General features: G+C 64.7%; 12 protein-coding genes. 8 read left to right on the top strand and 4 right to left on the bottom strand.

Going from position 1 to position 17879, the window contains the following annotated elements; all coding sequences use genetic code 11:
• Positions 1 to 11: 11 nt before the first annotated feature.
• Positions 12 to 4298 carry a YhdP family protein gene (locus tag AB6804_RS23865; protein WP_370888591.1) on the bottom strand — a complete coding sequence of 1429 codons (4287 nt, stop codon included), beginning with the start codon at positions 4296 to 4298 and terminating at the stop codon, positions 12 to 14.
• 215 nt (positions 4299 to 4513) lie between these two features.
• On the opposite strand from AB6804_RS23865, the gene glnE reads away from it, so the two are divergent.
• The gene (glnE, locus tag AB6804_RS23870; protein ID WP_370888592.1) at positions 4514 to 7309 is read left to right on the top strand and encodes a bifunctional [glutamate--ammonia ligase]-adenylyl-L-tyrosine phosphorylase/[glutamate--ammonia-ligase] adenylyltransferase; all 2796 of its coding nucleotides are present in this window, start codon (positions 4514 to 4516) and stop codon (positions 7307 to 7309) included.
• Positions 7310 to 7355: 46 nt separating this feature from the next.
• On the opposite strand, the gene recN is transcribed toward glnE, so the two are convergent.
• Positions 7356 to 9008 carry a DNA repair protein RecN gene (gene recN / locus AB6804_RS23875; protein ID WP_370888593.1) on the bottom strand — a complete coding sequence of 551 codons (1653 nt, stop codon included), beginning with the start codon at positions 9006 to 9008 and terminating at the stop codon, positions 7356 to 7358.
• A gap of 34 nt (positions 9009 to 9042) precedes the next feature.
• Positions 9043 to 9936 (bottom strand): NAD kinase, encoded by an 894-nt coding sequence (locus AB6804_RS23880; protein WP_370888594.1) that lies wholly within the window; start codon positions 9934 to 9936, stop codon positions 9043 to 9045.
• 196 nt (positions 9937 to 10132) lie between these two features.
• Here AB6804_RS23880 and hrcA point away from each other — a divergent pair, with 196 nt between their 5' ends.
• From hrcA to AB6804_RS23895, 3 genes are all read left to right on the top strand, one after another.
• Positions 10133 to 11149 (top strand): heat-inducible transcriptional repressor HrcA, encoded by a 1017-nt coding sequence (gene hrcA / locus AB6804_RS23885; protein WP_035961537.1) that lies wholly within the window; start codon positions 10133 to 10135, stop codon positions 11147 to 11149.
• A 160-nt stretch (positions 11150 to 11309) separates the two neighbouring features.
• Positions 11310 to 12377 (top strand): ferrochelatase, encoded by a 1068-nt coding sequence (gene hemH, locus AB6804_RS23890; protein ID WP_035961533.1) that lies wholly within the window; start codon positions 11310 to 11312, stop codon positions 12375 to 12377.
• Positions 12378 to 12402: 25 nt separating this feature from the next.
• Entirely contained in the window at positions 12403 to 12810 is a 408-nt protein-coding gene (locus AB6804_RS23895; RefSeq protein WP_370888595.1) for an RNA-binding S4 domain-containing protein, read from the top strand.
• On the opposite strand, the gene AB6804_RS23900 is transcribed toward AB6804_RS23895, so the two are convergent.
• Entirely contained in the window at positions 12782 to 12943 is a 162-nt protein-coding gene (locus tag AB6804_RS23900; RefSeq protein WP_370888596.1) for a hypothetical protein, read from the bottom strand. The genes AB6804_RS23895 and AB6804_RS23900 overlap by 29 nt on opposite strands.
• A 352-nt stretch (positions 12944 to 13295) precedes the next feature.
• On the opposite strand from AB6804_RS23900, the gene grpE reads away from it, so the two are divergent.
• The 4 genes from grpE to dnaJ all read left to right on the top strand — a co-directional run bounded on the left by grpE (position 13296) and on the right by dnaJ (position 17867).
• Positions 13296 to 13898, top strand: a complete 603-nt coding sequence (gene grpE, locus AB6804_RS23905; RefSeq protein WP_370888597.1) for a nucleotide exchange factor GrpE — start codon at positions 13296 to 13298, stop codon at positions 13896 to 13898.
• Between the two features lie 23 nt (positions 13899 to 13921).
• A complete protein-coding gene (locus AB6804_RS23910) occupies positions 13922 to 14311 on the top strand; it encodes a thioredoxin family protein (protein ID WP_370888598.1) in 390 nt (129 codons plus the stop codon).
• Positions 14312 to 14499: 188 nt separating this feature from the next.
• Positions 14500 to 16461 (top strand): molecular chaperone DnaK, encoded by a 1962-nt coding sequence (gene dnaK / locus AB6804_RS23915; RefSeq protein WP_370888599.1) that lies wholly within the window; start codon positions 14500 to 14502, stop codon positions 16459 to 16461.
• 263 nt (positions 16462 to 16724) lie between these two features.
• Positions 16725 to 17867: a molecular chaperone DnaJ gene (gene dnaJ, locus AB6804_RS23920; RefSeq protein ID WP_035961517.1), complete on the top strand. Its 1143-nt coding sequence runs from the start codon at positions 16725 to 16727 to the stop codon at positions 17865 to 17867.
• The last annotated feature ends 12 nt before the right edge of the window (positions 17868 to 17879 follow it).

The following is a 17879-nucleotide window of genomic DNA, read 5'->3' on the forward strand; positions in this document are numbered from 1 at the left end:
TGCGCTCCGCGTTATGGAGCGACTGACGGAATCGCGACGGCCGCGGGTGATTCGATCTTACCCTGATCGCCATGCAGACGCTGGACGACGGGCTTCGTCAACGTTCCGGTGATCGAATAGTCCATCGCGAACGCCTTCTGGATGGACTTCGAGAGCGCGAGATCGGCGGCGAGCGCGCCCAGACCGAGCAGCGGATTGATCACCGCCGCACCGATTGCGACCGCGCCCGCGCCGATCGTCGGCACCACCTTGACGCGCAAATCCTGCGTCTGCTTCGGCAGGTTCACGACGCCCTGCATCTGCACGCGGGCGGGCGGCGTGACCATCAGCAGGTCGTCGGTCCGGCTGATGCCGTTTTCAATGCGCGCGTTGCCGGTGATCTTCTCGAACGGCAATCCCTTGCCGACGACATCCTCAAAATGCAGCGTCAACAGATTGGCGAGACTGCGCACGCTGAAGATGCCGAGCAACTTGGCCGCGCCCGGCGCGCGCAGAATCTGCCCATGACGAAGATCGACGCCGACCTTGCCATCGAGCGTGTTCATATCCACGGCCGCCGGGCTGCCGTTCCAGGCCGCGTGCCCCGAGATCTTGCCCGCGCCGCCGTTGACGGTGTGCGGCAGGCCGAAGCGGTCGAGGAACTGCCCGCCATTGGCGACATCGAGCGTAAAGCCGAGCGTTGTGCGGCGCGGCCTCGAGTCATCGCCGCTGGCGGTCGCCGGCGCGGGCAGCGTGCGCCACGTCGCGTTCGCCGTGAGCGTCGCGTCGGGATTGGCGAGTTCGAGTTTGTCGAGCGTCCAGATCGGCTCGTCGGCGATGATTTCGTTGTGCGCGTCCACCTCGAGCCGCCCGAGGCCGTGTCCGCGGTAGACCAGCTCGTTGACGATCACGTCGATGGACGGCATGTTGCGCGGCGGCTTGCTCGCGATCTTTTCGGCGGGCGCGCCTGTAGCCTTCTCGGGAATCACCACCTTGTCGAGCCGCGCCTGTATCGCGCCGGGGCTTCCGTTTAGCGCGGCAGGCGTAAAGGCGACGTTGCCGGATACTTCGTCCGACGCGATTTTCGCCTGCCATTTCCTCGCATCTTCCGTCGCGTTGACGTCGATGTTGTTCCAGCGACGGTCGAGCAGCTTCAGTGTCCCGATGCGAACAGCCGCGCGCGTCGGAATGAACTGTCTGATATCTGCGTTCGCGCGAGGCTCCTGTTTCGTTGCCGGCTGCGCAGAAGCGCTACCGGTAGCGGCGGTAGCGATGGTATCGGCGAAGACTTTGCGCCACGCGTCGGCGTCGAGCGTGTCCATGTCCGCGACGGCGCTCACGCCCTCGGCTGGCAAATCGGCGGGCTTGTTGAGCGCAATTGCGCCGCGCACGGCCTTGAGTTGCGCGCGCACGTTCATCGGCTCGGCGGCGTTTTGCGGATCGACTTTCACCTGCGCCCGCCCGATCTGCTGCAGCTCGTAATGCGCCGCGAGCGGGCCGAAGACGAGTTGCGCATCATGCAGACCGGAAGCGCCGCCGGGCGCCGGCTGGAAGCTGAGCGAGAAGGGCATCGGCGCGCCTTTCGCCTTGCCGAACGGCGCAGGCAGATCGATGCCGATACCGCTCAAATCCGCGCTCGCGCGCATGTTCGGCAGCGCGTTTTTCGCACCGCGCACGTGGAGTTCGTAGGGCGCCGCGCCATCGATACGCTTGAGCAGCGCCGCTGCTTGCGGTGCGATGCGTCCGTCGAAACGCTGCGCCGCATCCGGACCGATGCGCCCGTTCACGTCGAACGCGTAATTGCCGTTCGGCTGCACGCCGCCGCTCGCGCGCACGTCGCCGCCGAGCAGTTGCGCGCTGAGCGCATCGACGTTGACGGTCTTCGCGGCGAAGTTCGCCCGGCCGCGCACATGCGTGAGCGGCGGCAGCGTGCCATACGCGACTTCGTTGTCGAGGAAGGTCAGCGAGCCCTTGTAGTCGGTGCGCAGCGGCGGTTCGGGCGGCGGCGGCCGATAGCGCGGAATGCCGAGCGTGAGCGCGAGCGCCGCGTTGCCTTTCGTGTCGAGCTTGCGTGTCGCGTGCTTGGCCATCAGGCCGAGCGAGCTGTTGTCGACATAGTCGAGCATGTCGGCGAGCGGCCCGCGCGCTTCGCCGTCGATCCGCAGCCTGGTTTCGCGATTGCCCGTATCGTCGATGCGTCCCGCCACGCGCGATACCGCGACGCCCTTGTAATGCCCGCGATGGATATCGAAGGCGAGCTTGTTTTGCGCGAGCCTGAACGTGCCGTCGATGCCCTCGAACGCCGGCCAGAAGTTCGGCAGGCCGTTCTGCAGCTTGCGCGGCGGAAACGGCGTCGGATCGAACTTGCCGCCCGTGAACGGCGCTTCGATGCGGAAGATGCCCGCGTCCGGCGCTTTCGCGTACGGGAAGCGCGTGAGGTCGCCGTGAATCTCGAGCGTGCCGTTGCGCGCGATGCCCGCCTGCAGCGCATGGCCGAGATAGACGCGCACGCGTTCGTTGAGACTCGTCGGAAGATAGCGGACGAGGCGCGCCGCCTTCAGATAATCGACCTTCGCCTTGAGGTCGAGATTGCCGCGCCCGTGACCCTGGTTCCAGTACGCGGCGGTGACTTCGCCTTCGGCGTCGGCGTTGCGGATGCGCAGCGTGTCGAGGTGAATGGTGAACGCGCGGCGCAGTTCGCCCGGCGCGATGGCGTCCGCGACGGTCCAGTTCGCGCGGCCTTGCAGGGAATCGAAGGTGAGACGGGGATCGTCGAACGCGCCGGGGATCGTCACGGCCGCGTTCTTCGTGTCGATGACGATATTGCCTTGCGACTCGTTGGCATCGACGACGCCCCACAGATTCTCGATGCCCGGAATGCCCGCGCGCGGCCGATTGTTGATCGTCAGTCCCGGCGGCGGTTCCTGCGCCTGCACGCTGATGCCCTGTAACTCGGCCTTGAACGCGTAATGGACGATCTTCGCATCGCCTTTTTCGCGCTGCTGCTTGGCTTCCGCCTCGGTCTTGGGCGCGGCGCGTTCGGTGTAGATCGTGTAGTTGGCGACCTGCCCGCGCGGGTTGAAGCGCACGAGTTCGTTGAGCACGCGCGATGGCAGCGGGAGCGTGCGCGCAAATTCCGCAAGAATGCCGAGATCGATCTGATCGCCCGCGATGCGAAACAGCAGCCCCTTGTTCACCGACGCCGGGCGATACGTGCCCGTGAGCGTCTGCATCGTGAGCAGGCGCGCGACCGTCGTGCCGTCTTCGAGCGAAGGCTGGCCGAGCTCCGCGCGAAGGTCGGAGAGGTTCAACGTGTACGTGGTGTCCTTCTTGTCGATGGTCCACGCGAAGCGCGCCACCGGCAGATCGAGACGCGGCTGCGTCGCGCGCACGCGCAGCGCGATGTTGCCGCCCGTGAGATCGCCGTTTGCCGTCTGTAGCTGCCCGCGTGCGAAGTTCAGCCAGATGCGGTTTTCGATGCGGCCATCGTAGACCGCGAACGGCATCTTCACGTAGCGCGCGAGCATCGGCAGATCGACGGGGCCCGTCGATACATAAACGCGGCCGGTCCAGTTCGCGGGCGCGCCCATCGCGGTGAACGGCTCGTGGCGAAAGTCCGCGCGAACGTCGAGCGGACCGTGCAGAACGTCGCCATCGGCAGGCGCGGTCAGCGCGAGACGGTGACGCGCGCCGTCGTTCAGGGTCGCGAGCTTCAGACGCTTGAACGCGATTTCGGGTGCATCGCGCTGGGCGTCGCGCCAGCGCAGCGTGCCATCGCGCAGCAGGATGCGCTGCTGCCCGAGCAACCATGTGGTGAATGCGTTGGAGCCGGTGCGATGCGCCGGAACCGGCACGCCGGCGACCGTCAGCTCACCGTTCGCCTTGCGCGTGATGATGACGTCGGGACCATCGACGGTGAGGTCGGCCAGCTTCGGCTGCAGCGCCAGCAGCGACCGCCACGCGATGCTCGCGCTCGCATGCGGGACCGCCAGACCGGGCGAGCCATCGGCGGCGTCGATGCGGAGGTTATCGATATCGATGGTCGGCTGCATGCCGCTCCATCGCGCGGAAAGCCGGCCGACATGAAGCTGCGCGTGAATGCGCGACGACACCGCCTGTTCGATGGTCGGCCTGAACGAGTCGATCTGCGGCAGCACCACATAGCGCAAGCCCAGATAGATGCCCGCCACCGCGAAGTACATCGCGACGGCGACGATGAGGACGACTTTTAAGACACGCGACAGGACGCGCTCGGCGTTGCCGCTGGGCTTGGCTTGTCCAACTTCGGTCGGGTCGACGGATCGTCTGCTGTCGGACATGCTGCGGCTGTTCGGCGATATGGTAGTTTTGCGTGTTTGACGCTGCAATGTAACACACGGTATGTCGTGGACGGCTTCGCCCGCACACTCGAAAAAGCCCGGAAAGCCGCGTCCCGCAAGCCTCGCGGCGAAGCCGGCGAGGCCCGGCGGTGCAGCCGGGCGACGGCATCGGCAAGCAGCAAACGACCCAAAGCAACGAGCGAGCCTAACCATTCATGACCGATGTGACTCTGCGCAGTTCCGGCTACTCCAACTATGCGGCGCGTGTTTATGCGGCGCGTCCCGAACTCGCGGCGCTCGTGGCGCAGTGGGCGCAGACGCCCGTCACGCGCGAATGGATCGAAGCGCGTTTCGAGGAACTCTGCACGCGTTGTGGCGAAAGCGGCGCGCTCGACGAAGCCGCGCTGAAGACCGCGTTGCGCCGGCTGCGCACCGATGTTTTCTGCACCGTGATGGAACGCGATCTGTCGGGCGCGGCCGATGTCGCCGAAGTCACCGGCGCAATGACGGACCTCGCCGAAGTCACGATTCAACGCGCGCTCGCGGTGTTGTCGGCGGATCTGGAAGCGCTATTTGGCGAACCGCGCGGACCGGACGGGGAACGGCTGACGCTCGGCGTCGTCGGCATGGGGAAGCTCGGCGGGCGCGAACTGAATGCGTCGTCGGATATCGACCTTATCTTTGTCTACGAAGAGGACGGCGAAACGGCGGGCGGCAAGCGCTCCCCGCTGACGACGCAGGAGTTTTTCACGCGGCTTGGACGGCGGCTGATCGGCGCGCTGGCGGAACTCACCGAGGACGGCTACGTGTTTCGCGTGGACATGCGGCTGCGCCCGAATGGCGATTCCGGTCCGCTCGTCTGCAGCCTCGGCATGCTCGAGGAGTATTTCTACGTGCAGGGCCGCGAATGGGAGCGTTATGCGTGGATCAAGGCGCGGCTCGTTTCCGAGCGCGAGAGCGATTCCGCGCAACGGCTCGCGAAGCAGCTCGAGTCCATCGCGACGCCGTTCATCTATCGCCGCTATCTCGATTACGGCGTGATCGCGGCGATTCGTTCGCTGCATCAGCAGATTCGCCAGGAAGCGCGGCGGCGCGCGTCGATGCGCCCCGACAAGGCCGACGACATCAAGCTCGGGCGCGGCGGCATTCGCGAAATCGAGTTCAGCGCGCAGGTGTTCCAGTTGATTCGCGGCGGACAGGCTGCGGATTTTCGTATCCGGCCGACGCTCGCGGTGCTCGAGCGCGCGGAGGCGCATGGACTCGTTTCGACCGCCGTGCGCGATGGGCTCACCGACGCGTATCGGTTTCTGCGGACGGTCGAGCATCGGCTGCAGTATCGCAACGACGCGCAGACGCATGCGATGCCCGTCGCCGACGACGAGCGCGCGCTGCTCGCGTCGTCGCTCGGCTTCGCGGATTACGCGGCGCTGATGACGAAGCTGGATGCGCATCGCGAGTTCGTCGAACAGCAGTTCGATGCGATCTTCGCCGACAAAGTCAGCGGCGAAAACGGCTGCGGCGTGGCCGACGATTCAGCGGCATCGTGGATCTGGAGCAGCGCCCTCGCCGACGATTCCGCGCAGGAAGAACTCGCCTCTCGCCTGAAGGAACTGGGCTTCGCGGACCCGTCGCCGGTGCTCGCGCGGCTGACCGGCGTGTGGAATTCATCGCGCTACGCCGGCTTGCCCGAGAGAAGCCGCGAGCGCTTCGATATCGTCGCGCAGCGCGCGCTCGAAGCGGTGCAGTCGATCGACCCTGCGCGTCGCGGCGACACCATCGCGCGTCTGTTCGATCTGCTCGAAGCCACGGCCAGGCGCGGCGCGTATCTCGCGCTGTTGACGGAATATCCGGCGGCGCTGGATCGCGTGCTGTCGGTGCTGTCGGGCTCGCGATGGGCGGCGGGTTATCTGATCCGCCATCCGCAATTGCTCGATGAATTGCTCGACGACGAAGCCATCGCGAGCCCGTTCGACTGGCCCGAATTCAAACGCTCGCTGCTGGCGCGTCTCACCGCCGCCGAGGATGCCGAGCATCAGATGGACTTGCTGCGGCACGCGCATCAGGCCGAAGTGTTCCGCATTCTGCTGATCGATCTGGCCGGGCGGCTGAGTGTCGAGCACGTGAGCGACCGGCTCTCGGAACTCGCCGACGCCGTGCTCGACGTCACCGTGCAGACAGTGTGGAAGCAGTTCCCGAAGCGGCATCGCGAGACGCCGCGCTTTTCGGTCATCGCGTATGGGAAGCTGGGCGGCAAGGAACTCGGCTACGCGTCGGACCTGGACATCATCTTTCTCTACGACGACCCCGACGATGCCGCCGCCGACATCTACGCGATGTTCGCGCGCCGCCTCATCACGTGGCTCACGGCGTCGACCGGCGCGGGCACGCTCTTCGACGTGGACTTGCGGCTGCGGCCGAATGGCGAATCGGGCTTTCTCGTGACGAGCCTCGACGCGTTCCGCCGCTATCAGATTCGCGAAGGCGATGCGGCCAATACCGCGTGGGTGTGGGAGCATCAGGCGCTGTCGCGGGCGCGTTTCAGCGCGGGCGATGCGGACATCGGCGCGCAGTTCGAATCCATTCGCGCCGACGTGCTCGACACCGAGCGCGATGCTGCGGCGCTCGCACGCGAGATCGTCGCGATGCGCGAGCGCGTGCTGGCGGGGCATCCAAATCGCACGGAATTGTTCGATCTGAAGCACGATCGTGGCGGCATGGTCGATATCGAGTTCATCGTGCAGTACTGGGTGCTGCTGCATGCGCGGACGCATCGCGAGTTTGTGCGCAATGCGGGGAATATCACGCTGCTGAAGATTGCGGCGCGCAGCGGACTCATCGCCGCCGACGAGGCGGAAACGATCGGCGCGGCGTATCGGCGTTACCGGAAGCTGCAGCACACGCTGCGGCTCGACGGGATGGAAAAGGCGCGGGTCGATCCGGAAAGCGTGCGCGAGGAGCGGGAGGCAGTGACGAGGTTGTGGAGGAGCGTGTTCGCGGAAGGGACTGAGTAGGGAGCTGGACGGTAGCGGGATATTCGTGCCGCCTCCGCCTCACGCCTTACGCCGCCAACATCTCCTTCGCATGCTTGCGCGTCGTCGCGGTGATTTCGATGCCGCCGAGCATCCGCGCGACTTCTTCGATGCGCCTCGCCTTGTCGAGCGGCGTAACCGTGCTGACGGTGCCGCCCGCATCGTCGGACGACTTCGCCACCTGAAAATGCTGATCGCCGCGCGCCGCCACTTGCGGCAAGTGCGTGACGCACAACACCTGACGGTCGCGCCCGAGCTGATGCAGCAGCCGCCCGACCACTTCCGCCACGCCGCCGCCAATGCCCGTATCCACTTCGTCGAAGATCAGCGTCGGCGTCGGGCTGGCGGTGCTGGCAATCACCGCGAGCGCCAGGCTGATCCGCGCAAGCTCGCCGCCCGACGCGACCTTCGCCAGCGGGCGCAGCGCCACGCCCGCGTGACCGGCAACGCGGAATTCGATCTGCTCCAGCCCGTTCGCGCCGCCTTCCGCGAGCGGCACGAGCGCGACGTCGAAGCTGCCGCCCGCCATCGACAGTTCCTGCATGCCTTCCGTGACCGCTTTCGACAGCGCCTTGGCCGCCTTCGCGCGCGCCTTCGACAGCACTTTCGCTTCGGCGAGATAGGCTTCCTTCGCCCTGTCCGCTGCGGCGTTGAGGGCGTCGAGATCGGCTGCGGCGTCCAGTTCGGCCAACTGGCGGCGGCGCGTTTCGTGTTCTTCAGGCAGCGTTTCCGGCTGCAGGCGGAACTTGCGCGCCGTCGAATGCAATTGCTCCATGCGCCTTTCGACTTGCGCGAGCCGGTCCGGATCGAGCTCCAGACGCTGCGCATAGTGCGACAGCGAATAAGCCGCTTCCTGCAATTGAATCTCGGCGGGTTCGAGCGATGCCAGCACGTCGGTCAACGCCGGATCGATATCCGCGAGGCTGCGCAATTTCGACGTGATCGCGCCAAGCTGCGAGATCATCGCCTCGTCGGATTCCGAAAGCGCGCCGAGGGCGCTCTGCACGCCGTCGATCAGACTCGCCGAATGCGACAGCCGATGATGCTCCGCGCTCACTTCCTCCCACTCGCCGGGCTGCGGCGCGAGCTTGTCGAATTCGCTCAACTGCCACGCGAGACGCTCCCGCTCCAGTTGCAGCTCGCGATCGCGGCTCTGCGCGGCGTCGACGGCCTGCTGCGCTTCGCGATACGTCCGCCAGGCACGGCTCACCGCATTCGCGGTATCGGTGATGCCGGCGTGCGTGTCGAAAAGCTCTCGCTGGGCATCCGGCCGCATCAATAGCTGATGAGCGTGCTGGCCGTGAATATCGACGAGCATCTCTCCGACTTCTCGCAGTTGCGCAAGCGTCGCCGGCGTCCCGTTGATGAACGCCCGCGAGCGTCCGCTGGAATCGATGACGCGACGCAGCATCACCGTATCGCCATCCTGCGAAAGCGCGTGCTCGTCCAGCCAGCGCGCGGCTTGCGCGTGCGTGCCGAATTCGGCGGTGATGTCCGCGCGCGCCTCGCCGGTTCGCACGACGCTCGCGTCGGCGCGTGCGCCGAGCGTGAGGGCGAGGGCGTCGATCAGGATCGACTTGCCCGCGCCGGTTTCACCCGAAAAAACCGTGAAGCCCGAATCGAATTCGATGTCGAGCGCGGCAACGATAACGAAGTCTCGAATAGAGAGATGACGGAGCATGGACGCTTCGGGATGAGGGTTCAGCGAGATTGCGTCAGACGGACGAGTCCTGCGAGGGATGCTCGTTCCAGTGCAGTTTCCTGCGCAGCGTGGCGTACGTGCTGTAGCCGACCGGATGCAGCACCGGCACGGTATGGCGCGAGCGCCGCACTTCGATGGCGTCGTTCAGTTCGACGGCGGTGAACGACTGCATGTCGAAATTCACGTTGACGTCCCGGCCGCCGATGATCTGAATCGTGACCTTCGAATCGTCGGGCAAGACGATCGGCCGGTTCGACAGCGAATGCGGCGCAATCGGCACCAGCACGAAGCCTTGCAGTTGCGGATGCAGTATCGGCCCGGCGGACGACAGCGCATACGCCGTGGAGCCGGTCGGCGTCGCGACGATCAACCCGTCCGAGCGCTGGTTGTACATGAAGTGACCGTCGACGGAGACGCGCAGCTCGGCCATGCCGGAAAAGCCGCTGCGATTCACGACGACATCGTTGAAGGCGAGCGCGTGGTAGATCGGCTTGTCGTTACGCACGATGCGCGCTTCGAGCAGCGTGCGCTCCTCGCGTTCGAACTGGCCCGCGAGCATCTGCGGCACCCGCTCGCGCATCTCGGCGAGCGGAATATCCGTGATGAACCCGAGCCGCCCGTGATTCACGCCGATGAGCGGCGTCTTGTACGGCGCAAGCTGCCGGCCGACGCCGAGCATGGTGCCGTCGCCGCCGAGCACGACCGCGACGTCCGCGCGCGCGCCGATCGCCGCGATGGACAACGCTGGGTACTCCGTCACGCCCACGTCTTTCGCGGTGCCTTCTTCGAACACGACTTCGAACCCCTGGTTCGCAATGTGCTCCGCAAGGGATCTCAGCGGCGCCTCGATACCGGGTGTATTGGTTCGCCCGACGAGAGCGACGGTCTTGAATTGGCCAATTTCCATGCCGGCATTACACCATAGGTGGAGGGCGAAAAGAACCGGGGCCGCCCGCAGCGACGGACGACATGCCGCGACGTCGGCGCACGGTTCGTTTCTCGATAGAATGGAACAGACATTGAACGGGTCACGCGTGCTTGCGCTCGTGACATCGAAGCGGCGGCGGTCGTCGCGCCCCGACACGTTGCGCTAAAATTTGCCCATGCTAGACCCACGTGCACAAACCCTCCTCAAGACGCTGATCGAGCGCTACATCGCCGAAGGTCAGCCGGTCGGTTCGCGCACGTTATCACGGCATTCCGGTCTCGAACTCAGCCCCGCGACCATCCGCAACGTCATGTCGGACCTGGAAGACCTGGGCCTCGTCGCGAGTCCGCATACGTCGGCAGGCCGCATTCCGACGCCGCGCGGCTACCGGCTGTTCGTCGATACCATGCTGACCGTCGAGGCACCGCAGGACGAAGCGATGACCACCGCGGTCAAGACGCGGCTGCAAGGCCAGGAGCCGCAGAAAATCGTCGCCGCGGCGGCGAGCGTGCTGTCGAGCCTGTCGTCGTTCGCCGGCGTGGTGCTCACGCCGCGCCGCAGTCACATGTTCAAGCAGATCGAATTCATGCGGCTGTCGGACAAGCGCATTCTGCTGATCATCGTGACCCCCGAGGGCGACGTGCAGAACCGCATGATGGCGACGCAGCGCGACTACTCGCCCTCGCAACTCACCGAAGCCTCCAATTACATCAACGCGCATTTTGCGGGCCTGTCCTTCGACGAAGTGCGCCGCCGGCTGCGCGAGGAAATCGACCAGTTGCGCGGCGACATGACCACGCTGATGCAGGCGGCGGTCGTCGCGAGCACGGCGGAAGCCGATCCCGGCGAAACGGTGCTGATTTCCGGCGAGCGCAACCTGCTGGAAGTGGCGGATCTGTCTTCCGACATGGCGCGCCTGCGCAAACTCTTCGACTTGTTCGATCAAAAGACGAGCCTCCTGCAATTGCTGGATGTGTCGAGCCACGCGCAAGGCGTGCAAATTTTCATCGGCGGCGAGTCGAATCTCGTGCCGATCGAGGAAATGAGCGTCGTGACCGCGCCGTACGAAGTGAACGGCAAGATTGTCGGCACACTCGGCGTGATCGGCCCGACGCGCATGGCCTACAACCGCGTGATTCCCATCGTCGACATCACCGCGCGGCTGCTGTCGATGTCGCTCAGTCAGCAGTAAGCAGCCTCAACCCGCAATCACGAGCAGCAGCGCGGCACTTCCGTGCATCATGCCGCGTCGTCGAGGCGCGCCGCCACTAGGCCATTCGGCCAATGATGCGCGCCGGAACGCGCCGCTATAATGACCGTCACCTTTCGATGCCTTCCGGCCGCCTTGCCCTATGCGTTTCGACCTCGAGTTGCCTTCGCAGCCCAGCGCTTCACATCGCGTCGCTGTGCTGCTGATCAATCTCGGCACGCCGGACGCGCCCACGCCGCGAGCGGTGCGCAAATATCTGGCGCAGTTTCTGTCGGACCCGCGCGTCGTCGAAATTCCGTCGTTCATCTGGCAGATCATTCTGCGCGGCGCCATCCTGCCGTTTCGCAGCCGTGCGTCGGCGAAGAAGTACGCACAGGTCTGGCTGCCGGAAGGCTCGCCGTTGCGCGTGTACACGGAAAAGCAGGTCGAACAGCTGCGGCGGCTTTTTGCGGCGAACGACTATCACGTGATCGTCGATTACGCGATGCGCTACGGCACGCCGGGCATCGGCGCAATGCTCAATCAGATGAAGCTCGAAGGCGCGGACCGCATTCTTCTCGTGCCGATGTATCCGCAATACTCGTCGTCGACGACCGCCACCGCGTTCGACGACGCCTTCACGGCGCTCAAGCGCGTACGTAACCAGCCGGAAATCCGCACGATTCGTCATTACGCGGATCATCCGGCGTATATCTCCGCGCTCGCCGAGCAGGTGCGCGAATACTGGCGCGTTCACGGCCAGCCGGACTTCTCCGCCGGCGACAAGCTCGTGCTCAGTTTCCACGGTGTGCCCAAGCGCACGATGGACCTCGGCGACCCTTATCACGACCAGTGCCAGTTGACCGGTTCGCTGCTGGCTGCGGCGCTTGGACTTACGCCGGTCGAATGCCGCGTGACGTTCCAGTCGCGCTTCGGCCGCGCGGAATGGCTGCAGCCCTACACTGCGCCGACGCTGGCGGAACTGGGCGCAGCCGGCGTCGGGCGCGTCGACGTGTTTTGCCCCGGCTTCACGGCGGATTGCCTCGAGACGATCGAGGAAATCGGCATCGAGGTGCGCGACGAATTTCTGAAGGCGGGCGGCAAGCAGTTCCACCGGATTCCTTGCCTGAACGCATCGCCGGCATGGATCAAGGCGCTCGGCGAGATTGCGGCACAACATCTGCAAGGATGGCCCGTGCAGGGCGCGCAGCCGGTGACGGTCGCCGCCTGAACCCGGTCATCGCAAGAGAATCGCCATGAACTACAAGATTTCGACGGAACCCGGCGCGCGTTTGCGCATCGACAAATGGCTATGGGCGGCGCGCTTTTTCAAGACGCGCTCCCTCGCGAGCGATGCGGTGGAAAAGGGCCGCGTCAGGATCGGCGGCGCGAACGTGAAGCCGTCGAAGGACGTGCGCGTGGGCGATATCGTCGAGATCGATATCGAGCGGATTGTCTGGCAGATCGAAGTGCTCGGCCTTTGCGACGTGCGCGGCCCCGCGCCGGTTGCGCAGACGCTCTACGCCGAGACCGAAGAAGGCCGCACGAAGCGGCTCGCGGAAGCCGAACGCCGCAAGACGTATCGCGAGCCGGCGGCCGGCATGCAGGGCAGGCCGACGAAGCGGGATCGCCGCATCATCGATAAGTTTTCTGGCTCGGAGTAAAGAACTCCTCCAGGGTCGCATGTACGCCGCCGTACTCGGTGTTACGTGCGGTCAGTGCACCGGACAAGCAGATGGTGGTCGTGCCCGCGGTGAGTACCAGGGCGACCACCGCGACAGCAAAGGTCAGTTTCATGGTACCCCCGGCTATGCGGGCTGAGCGGTCTTTCAACCGGACAAGGTCAGGAAACGGGCGAGGCGTAAGCGGTTTGAAGCATTCGTAGGATAAGGGTAAACGTGCTTCCTGCGATGCCTTTTCGAAGTGTAGGCGACGGCATCGCTACGCTCAATGTGTTTCTCGCCGGCGTGCGTTACCGGCTGTTTCCGGCTCGGCGCGCTGTGGTGTCCAGCGTACAAAATTCGTCGTAAGAAGCCTTGAAAATGCTTCTGGCGCCCCAAATTCCGCCGCTAGTGCTACGAAGCGCGGCCCGATGCAGCAGTGGCCGCGCTTCTCATCCGACTCACTCACAGAAATAACATTAAGCGACATGGAAAACACGCAAGAGAATTCAGCGAGCCAGAACCCGACGCCCGCCGACGAAACCGCGCGCCAGGCCGCCGATCCGACTCAGGCGACCACCCAAGCCGCGCCGGAAACGCAGGCAACCGGCGACGCAGCAACGCAAGCCGCTCCGAATGGGAGCGAAGCGGCGCTCGCCGAAGCGCAGGCCAAGGTGGCCGCGTTGCAGGAAGAATTCCTCCGCGCCAAGGCGGAAACGGAGAACGTGCGCCGCCGCGCTCAGGAAGACGTGGCCAAGGCTCACAAGTTCGCGATTGAAAACTTCGCGGAAAATCTGCTGCCGGTGCTCGACAGCCTCGAAGCGGCGCTGGCCGACCAGTCCACGGACGTCGCGAAAGTGCGCGAGGGCGTCGACCTGACGCTGCGCCAGCTTTCCAGCGCACTGGAGAAAGGCCGCGTCATCGCGTTGAATCCGGTCGGCGAAAAGTTCGATCCGCATCGCCATCAGGCCATTTCCATGGTGCCGGCGGACCAGGAGCCGAACACCGTCGTGGCCGTTCTGCAGAAGGGCTACATCATCGCGGACCGCGTGCTGCGTCCGGCGCTCGTGACCGTCGCCGCACCGAAGTAAATAAACAGCCGCGAGACTCGTTCATGGCCAACACTCCCGTCGATGCCACCGCATTCTCCGAATTCGGTATGCAGGAGCTCGACGCTGCCGGCTTCGACGCCGGTCTGGCGTCAGCGGGAGACGAACTGGCCGTGGTGTTCTTCTGGGGCCTCGACTGCTTCAACTGCGAAATCGCCAAGAAAGCGATGCTCGCGCAGCCCGACGCCATCCGCGCGCTCGGACTCAAGTGGTTCCACAGCAATGTCTACGAGCATCGCGAGCTTGGCCACCGTTTCCTGCTGCATGGCGTGCCGACGTGGTTCTTCTTTCATCGGGGCAAGCGGCTCGGGCGGGCGACCGGCTGGCACGGCATCGCGCAGTTCGAGGCGGCAGTAAAGGCGGCGCGCGAAAAAGTCGCCGCAGCGGGGATTTAGGCGCAAGAAGCGGCAGGGAATCGAAAAAGTTATAGACCGCATCGCATTCAGGGTCTTGAAAACGAAACCGGCGCTCCTATCTTGCGTACAGGTATGAATTTTGGGCGTTCGGCCCGTTGAATCGGCCGCAAAAGCCGGCGTGTTCCGGCCGCAGCGCCAAAGCGATCAAAGCTAGGAGAGTATAAAAAATGGGCAGAATCATCGGCATCGACCTCGGCACCACGAATTCGTGCGTGGCGCTGATGGAAGGCAATCAGGTCAAGGTCATCGAGAACTCGGAAGGCGCGCGCACCACGCCGTCGATCATCGCGTACATGGACGACAACGAGATTCTCGTCGGCGCGCCTGCAAAGCGTCAGTCGGTCACGAACCCGCGGAACACGCTGTACGCGGTGAAGCGCCTGATCGGCCGCCGCTTCGACGAGAAGGAAGTGCAGAAGGACATCAACCTGATGCCCTACAAGATCGTCAAGCACGACAACGGCGACGCATGGGTCGAAGCGCACGGCAAGAGTCTCGCGCCGTCGCAAGTGTCGGCTGAAGTGCTGCGCAAGATGAAGAAGACCGCTGAAGACTACCTCGGCGAGCCGGTGACGGAAGCCGTCATCACGGTTCCGGCGTACTTCAACGACAGCCAGCGTCAGGCAACCAAGGACGCGGGCCGCATCGCCGGTCTGGAAGTCAAGCGCATCATCAACGAGCCGACGGCAGCCGCGCTCGCGTTCGGTCTCGACAAGGCCGAAAAGGGCGACCGCAAGATCGCCGTGTTCGACCTCGGCGGCGGCACGTTCGACATCTCGATCATCGAAATCGCGGATGTGGACGGCGAAATGCAGTTCGAAGTGCTGTCGACCAACGGCGACACGTTCCTCGGCGGTGAAGACTTCGACCAGCGCATCATCGATTACATCATCGGCGAGTTCAAGAAAGAGCAGGGCGTCGACCTGTCGAAGGACGTGCTCGCGCTGCAACGCCTGAAGGAAGCGGCTGAGAAGGCGAAGATCGAACTGTCGTCGACGGCTCAGACCGACATCAACCTGCCGTACATCACGGCCGACGCGTCGGGTCCGAAGCACTTGAACCTCAAGTTCACGCGCGCCAAGCTGGAAGCGCTCGTCGAAGAGCTGATCGAGCGCACGATCGAACCGTGCCGCATCGCGATCAAGGACGCGGGCGTGAAGGTCGGCGACATCGACGACGTGATCCTCGTCGGCGGCATGACGCGTATGCCGAAGGTGCAGGAGAAGGTGAAGGAATTCTTCGGCAAGGAACCGCGCCGTGACGTGAACCCCGACGAAGCCGTGGCCGTGGGCGCCGCGATTCAAGGTCAGGTTCTGTCGGGCGACCGCAAGGACGTTCTGCTGCTCGACGTGACGCCTTTGTCGCTCGGCATCGAAACGCTCGGCGGCGTGATGACGAAGATGATCAACAAGAACACGACCATCCCGACGAAGCACGCGCAAGTGTATTCGACGGCGGACGACAACCAGGGCGCCGTGACGATCAAGGTGTTCCAGGGCGAGCGTGAAATGGCCGCGGGCAACAAGCTGCTCGGCGAATTCAACCTCGAAGGCATTCCGCCCGCACCGCGCGGCGTGCCGCAGATCGAAGTGACCTTCGACATCGACGCGAACGGCATTCTGCACGTCGGCGCGAAGGACAAGGCGACGGGCAAGGAGAACAAGATCACCATCAAGGCGAACTCGGGTCTGACGGACGCCGAAATCGACAAGATGGTGAAGGACGCCGAAGCCAACGCCGAGGAAGATCACAAGCTGCGCGAACTGGCCGATGCCCGCAACCAGGGCGACGCGCTGGTCCACAGCACGAAGAAGGCGGTTGCCGAGTATGGCGACAAGGTCGACGCTTCGGAGAAGGAAAAGATCGAAGCGGCGCTGAAGGACCTCGAAGACGCGCTGAAGAACAGCTCGAGCGACAAGGCCACGATCGAAGCGAAGGTCGAGGCGCTGGCTCAGGCTTCGCAGAAGCTCGGCGAAAAGATGTACGCCGACATGCAGGCGCAGCAAGGTGCGGCTGGTGCGGCAGCGGGTGCGGCCGGCGCGGATGCGGCTTCGTCGGCATCGGCTGGTGCGAGCCAGCAGCATGACGACGTCGTCGACGCCGACTTCAAGGAAGTGAAGAAGGACTAAGCCGCAGGGCGCGTGGATGGCAACGTTCACGCGCCCGCGGTCTTTCGCGCGATGCATCGGCGCGAACAGGACCGGGACGCGTCGAGCGTCTGACGTGGAACGCGCCTGGCGAGCTTTTCGGCTCCCCGGGCACGTTGCTTTTTTGGGGCGTCCTGCTCGGGAGTGGCATACAAGAGCGGGGCGTCAGAGGTTACGCGCGGGTCGTTTGACCCGAGGCATCTGAGAGGAACCGTCGCGGCCAAGCGCGGCGGCATGGAACCGACATGGCGAAACGGGATTACTACGACGTTCTGGGCGTCGCGAAGAACGCGAGCGACGACGAGATCAAGAAGGCGTATCGCAAGCTCGCGATGAAGTATCACCCTGACCGCAATCCGGACAACAAGAAAGCGGAGGAGAACTTCAAGGAGGCGAAAGAAGCCTACGAGATGCTCTCCGATCAGCAGAAGCGCGCCGCTTACGACCAGTACGGTCACGCGGGCGTCGATCCGAACATGGCGGGCGCGGGTGCGCAAGGCTTCGGCGGTTTTGCCGATGCCTTCGGCGATATCTTCGGCGACATCTTCGGACAGGCAGCGGGCGCGGGCGCGGGTGCGCGCGGCGGACGCGGCGGCCCGCAGGTGTATCGCGGCGCAGACCTGCGCTACAGCATGGAGATCACGCTGGAGCAGGCGGCGCACGGTTACGACACGCAGATTCGCGTGCCGAGCTGGAGCAACTGCAACGTCTGTCACGGTTCGGGCGCGAAGCCGGGTACGAAGCCGGAAACCTGCCCGACCTGTCACGGACAGGGCCAGGTGCGGATGTCGCAGGGCTTTTTCAGCATCCAGCAGACGTGTCCGAAGTGTCACGGCAGCGGCACTTACGTTCCCGACCCCTGCACGAACTGCCACGGCGCGGGCAAGGTGAAGGAAACGAAGACGCTGGAAGTGAAGATTCCGGCCGGCATCGACGACGGCATGCGTATCCGCTCGGCGGGCAACGGCGAGCCGGGCATCAACGGCGGTCCGAGCGGCGACTTGTATGTGGAGATCCACATCAAGCAGCACGCGGTGTTCGAGCGCGACGGCGACGACCTGCACTGCCAGATGCCGATTCCGTTCACGACGGCGGCGCTCGGCGGCGAGATCGAAGTGCCAACGCTCGCGGGCCGCGCGAGCTTCACGGTGCCCGAAGGCACGCAGTCGGGCAAGACGTTCCGTCTGCGCGGCAAGGGCATCAAGGGGTTGCGGTCGAGCATCGCGGGCGATCTCTACGTGCACGTGCAGGTGGAAACGCCGGTCAAGCTCACCGAGCAGCAGCGCGACTTGCTCAAGCAGTTCGAGAAGTCGCTGACGGAAGGCGGCGCGCGGCATAGCCCGCAAAGCAAAAGCTGGTTCGATCGCGTGAAGAGCTTCTTCGACTGACGCGCTGTCGCA

Origin of the sequence: Caballeronia sp. RCC_10 (genome assembly GCF_041360715.1) — a bacterium.
GTDB lineage: Bacteria > Pseudomonadota > Gammaproteobacteria > Burkholderiales > Burkholderiaceae > Caballeronia > Caballeronia grimmiae.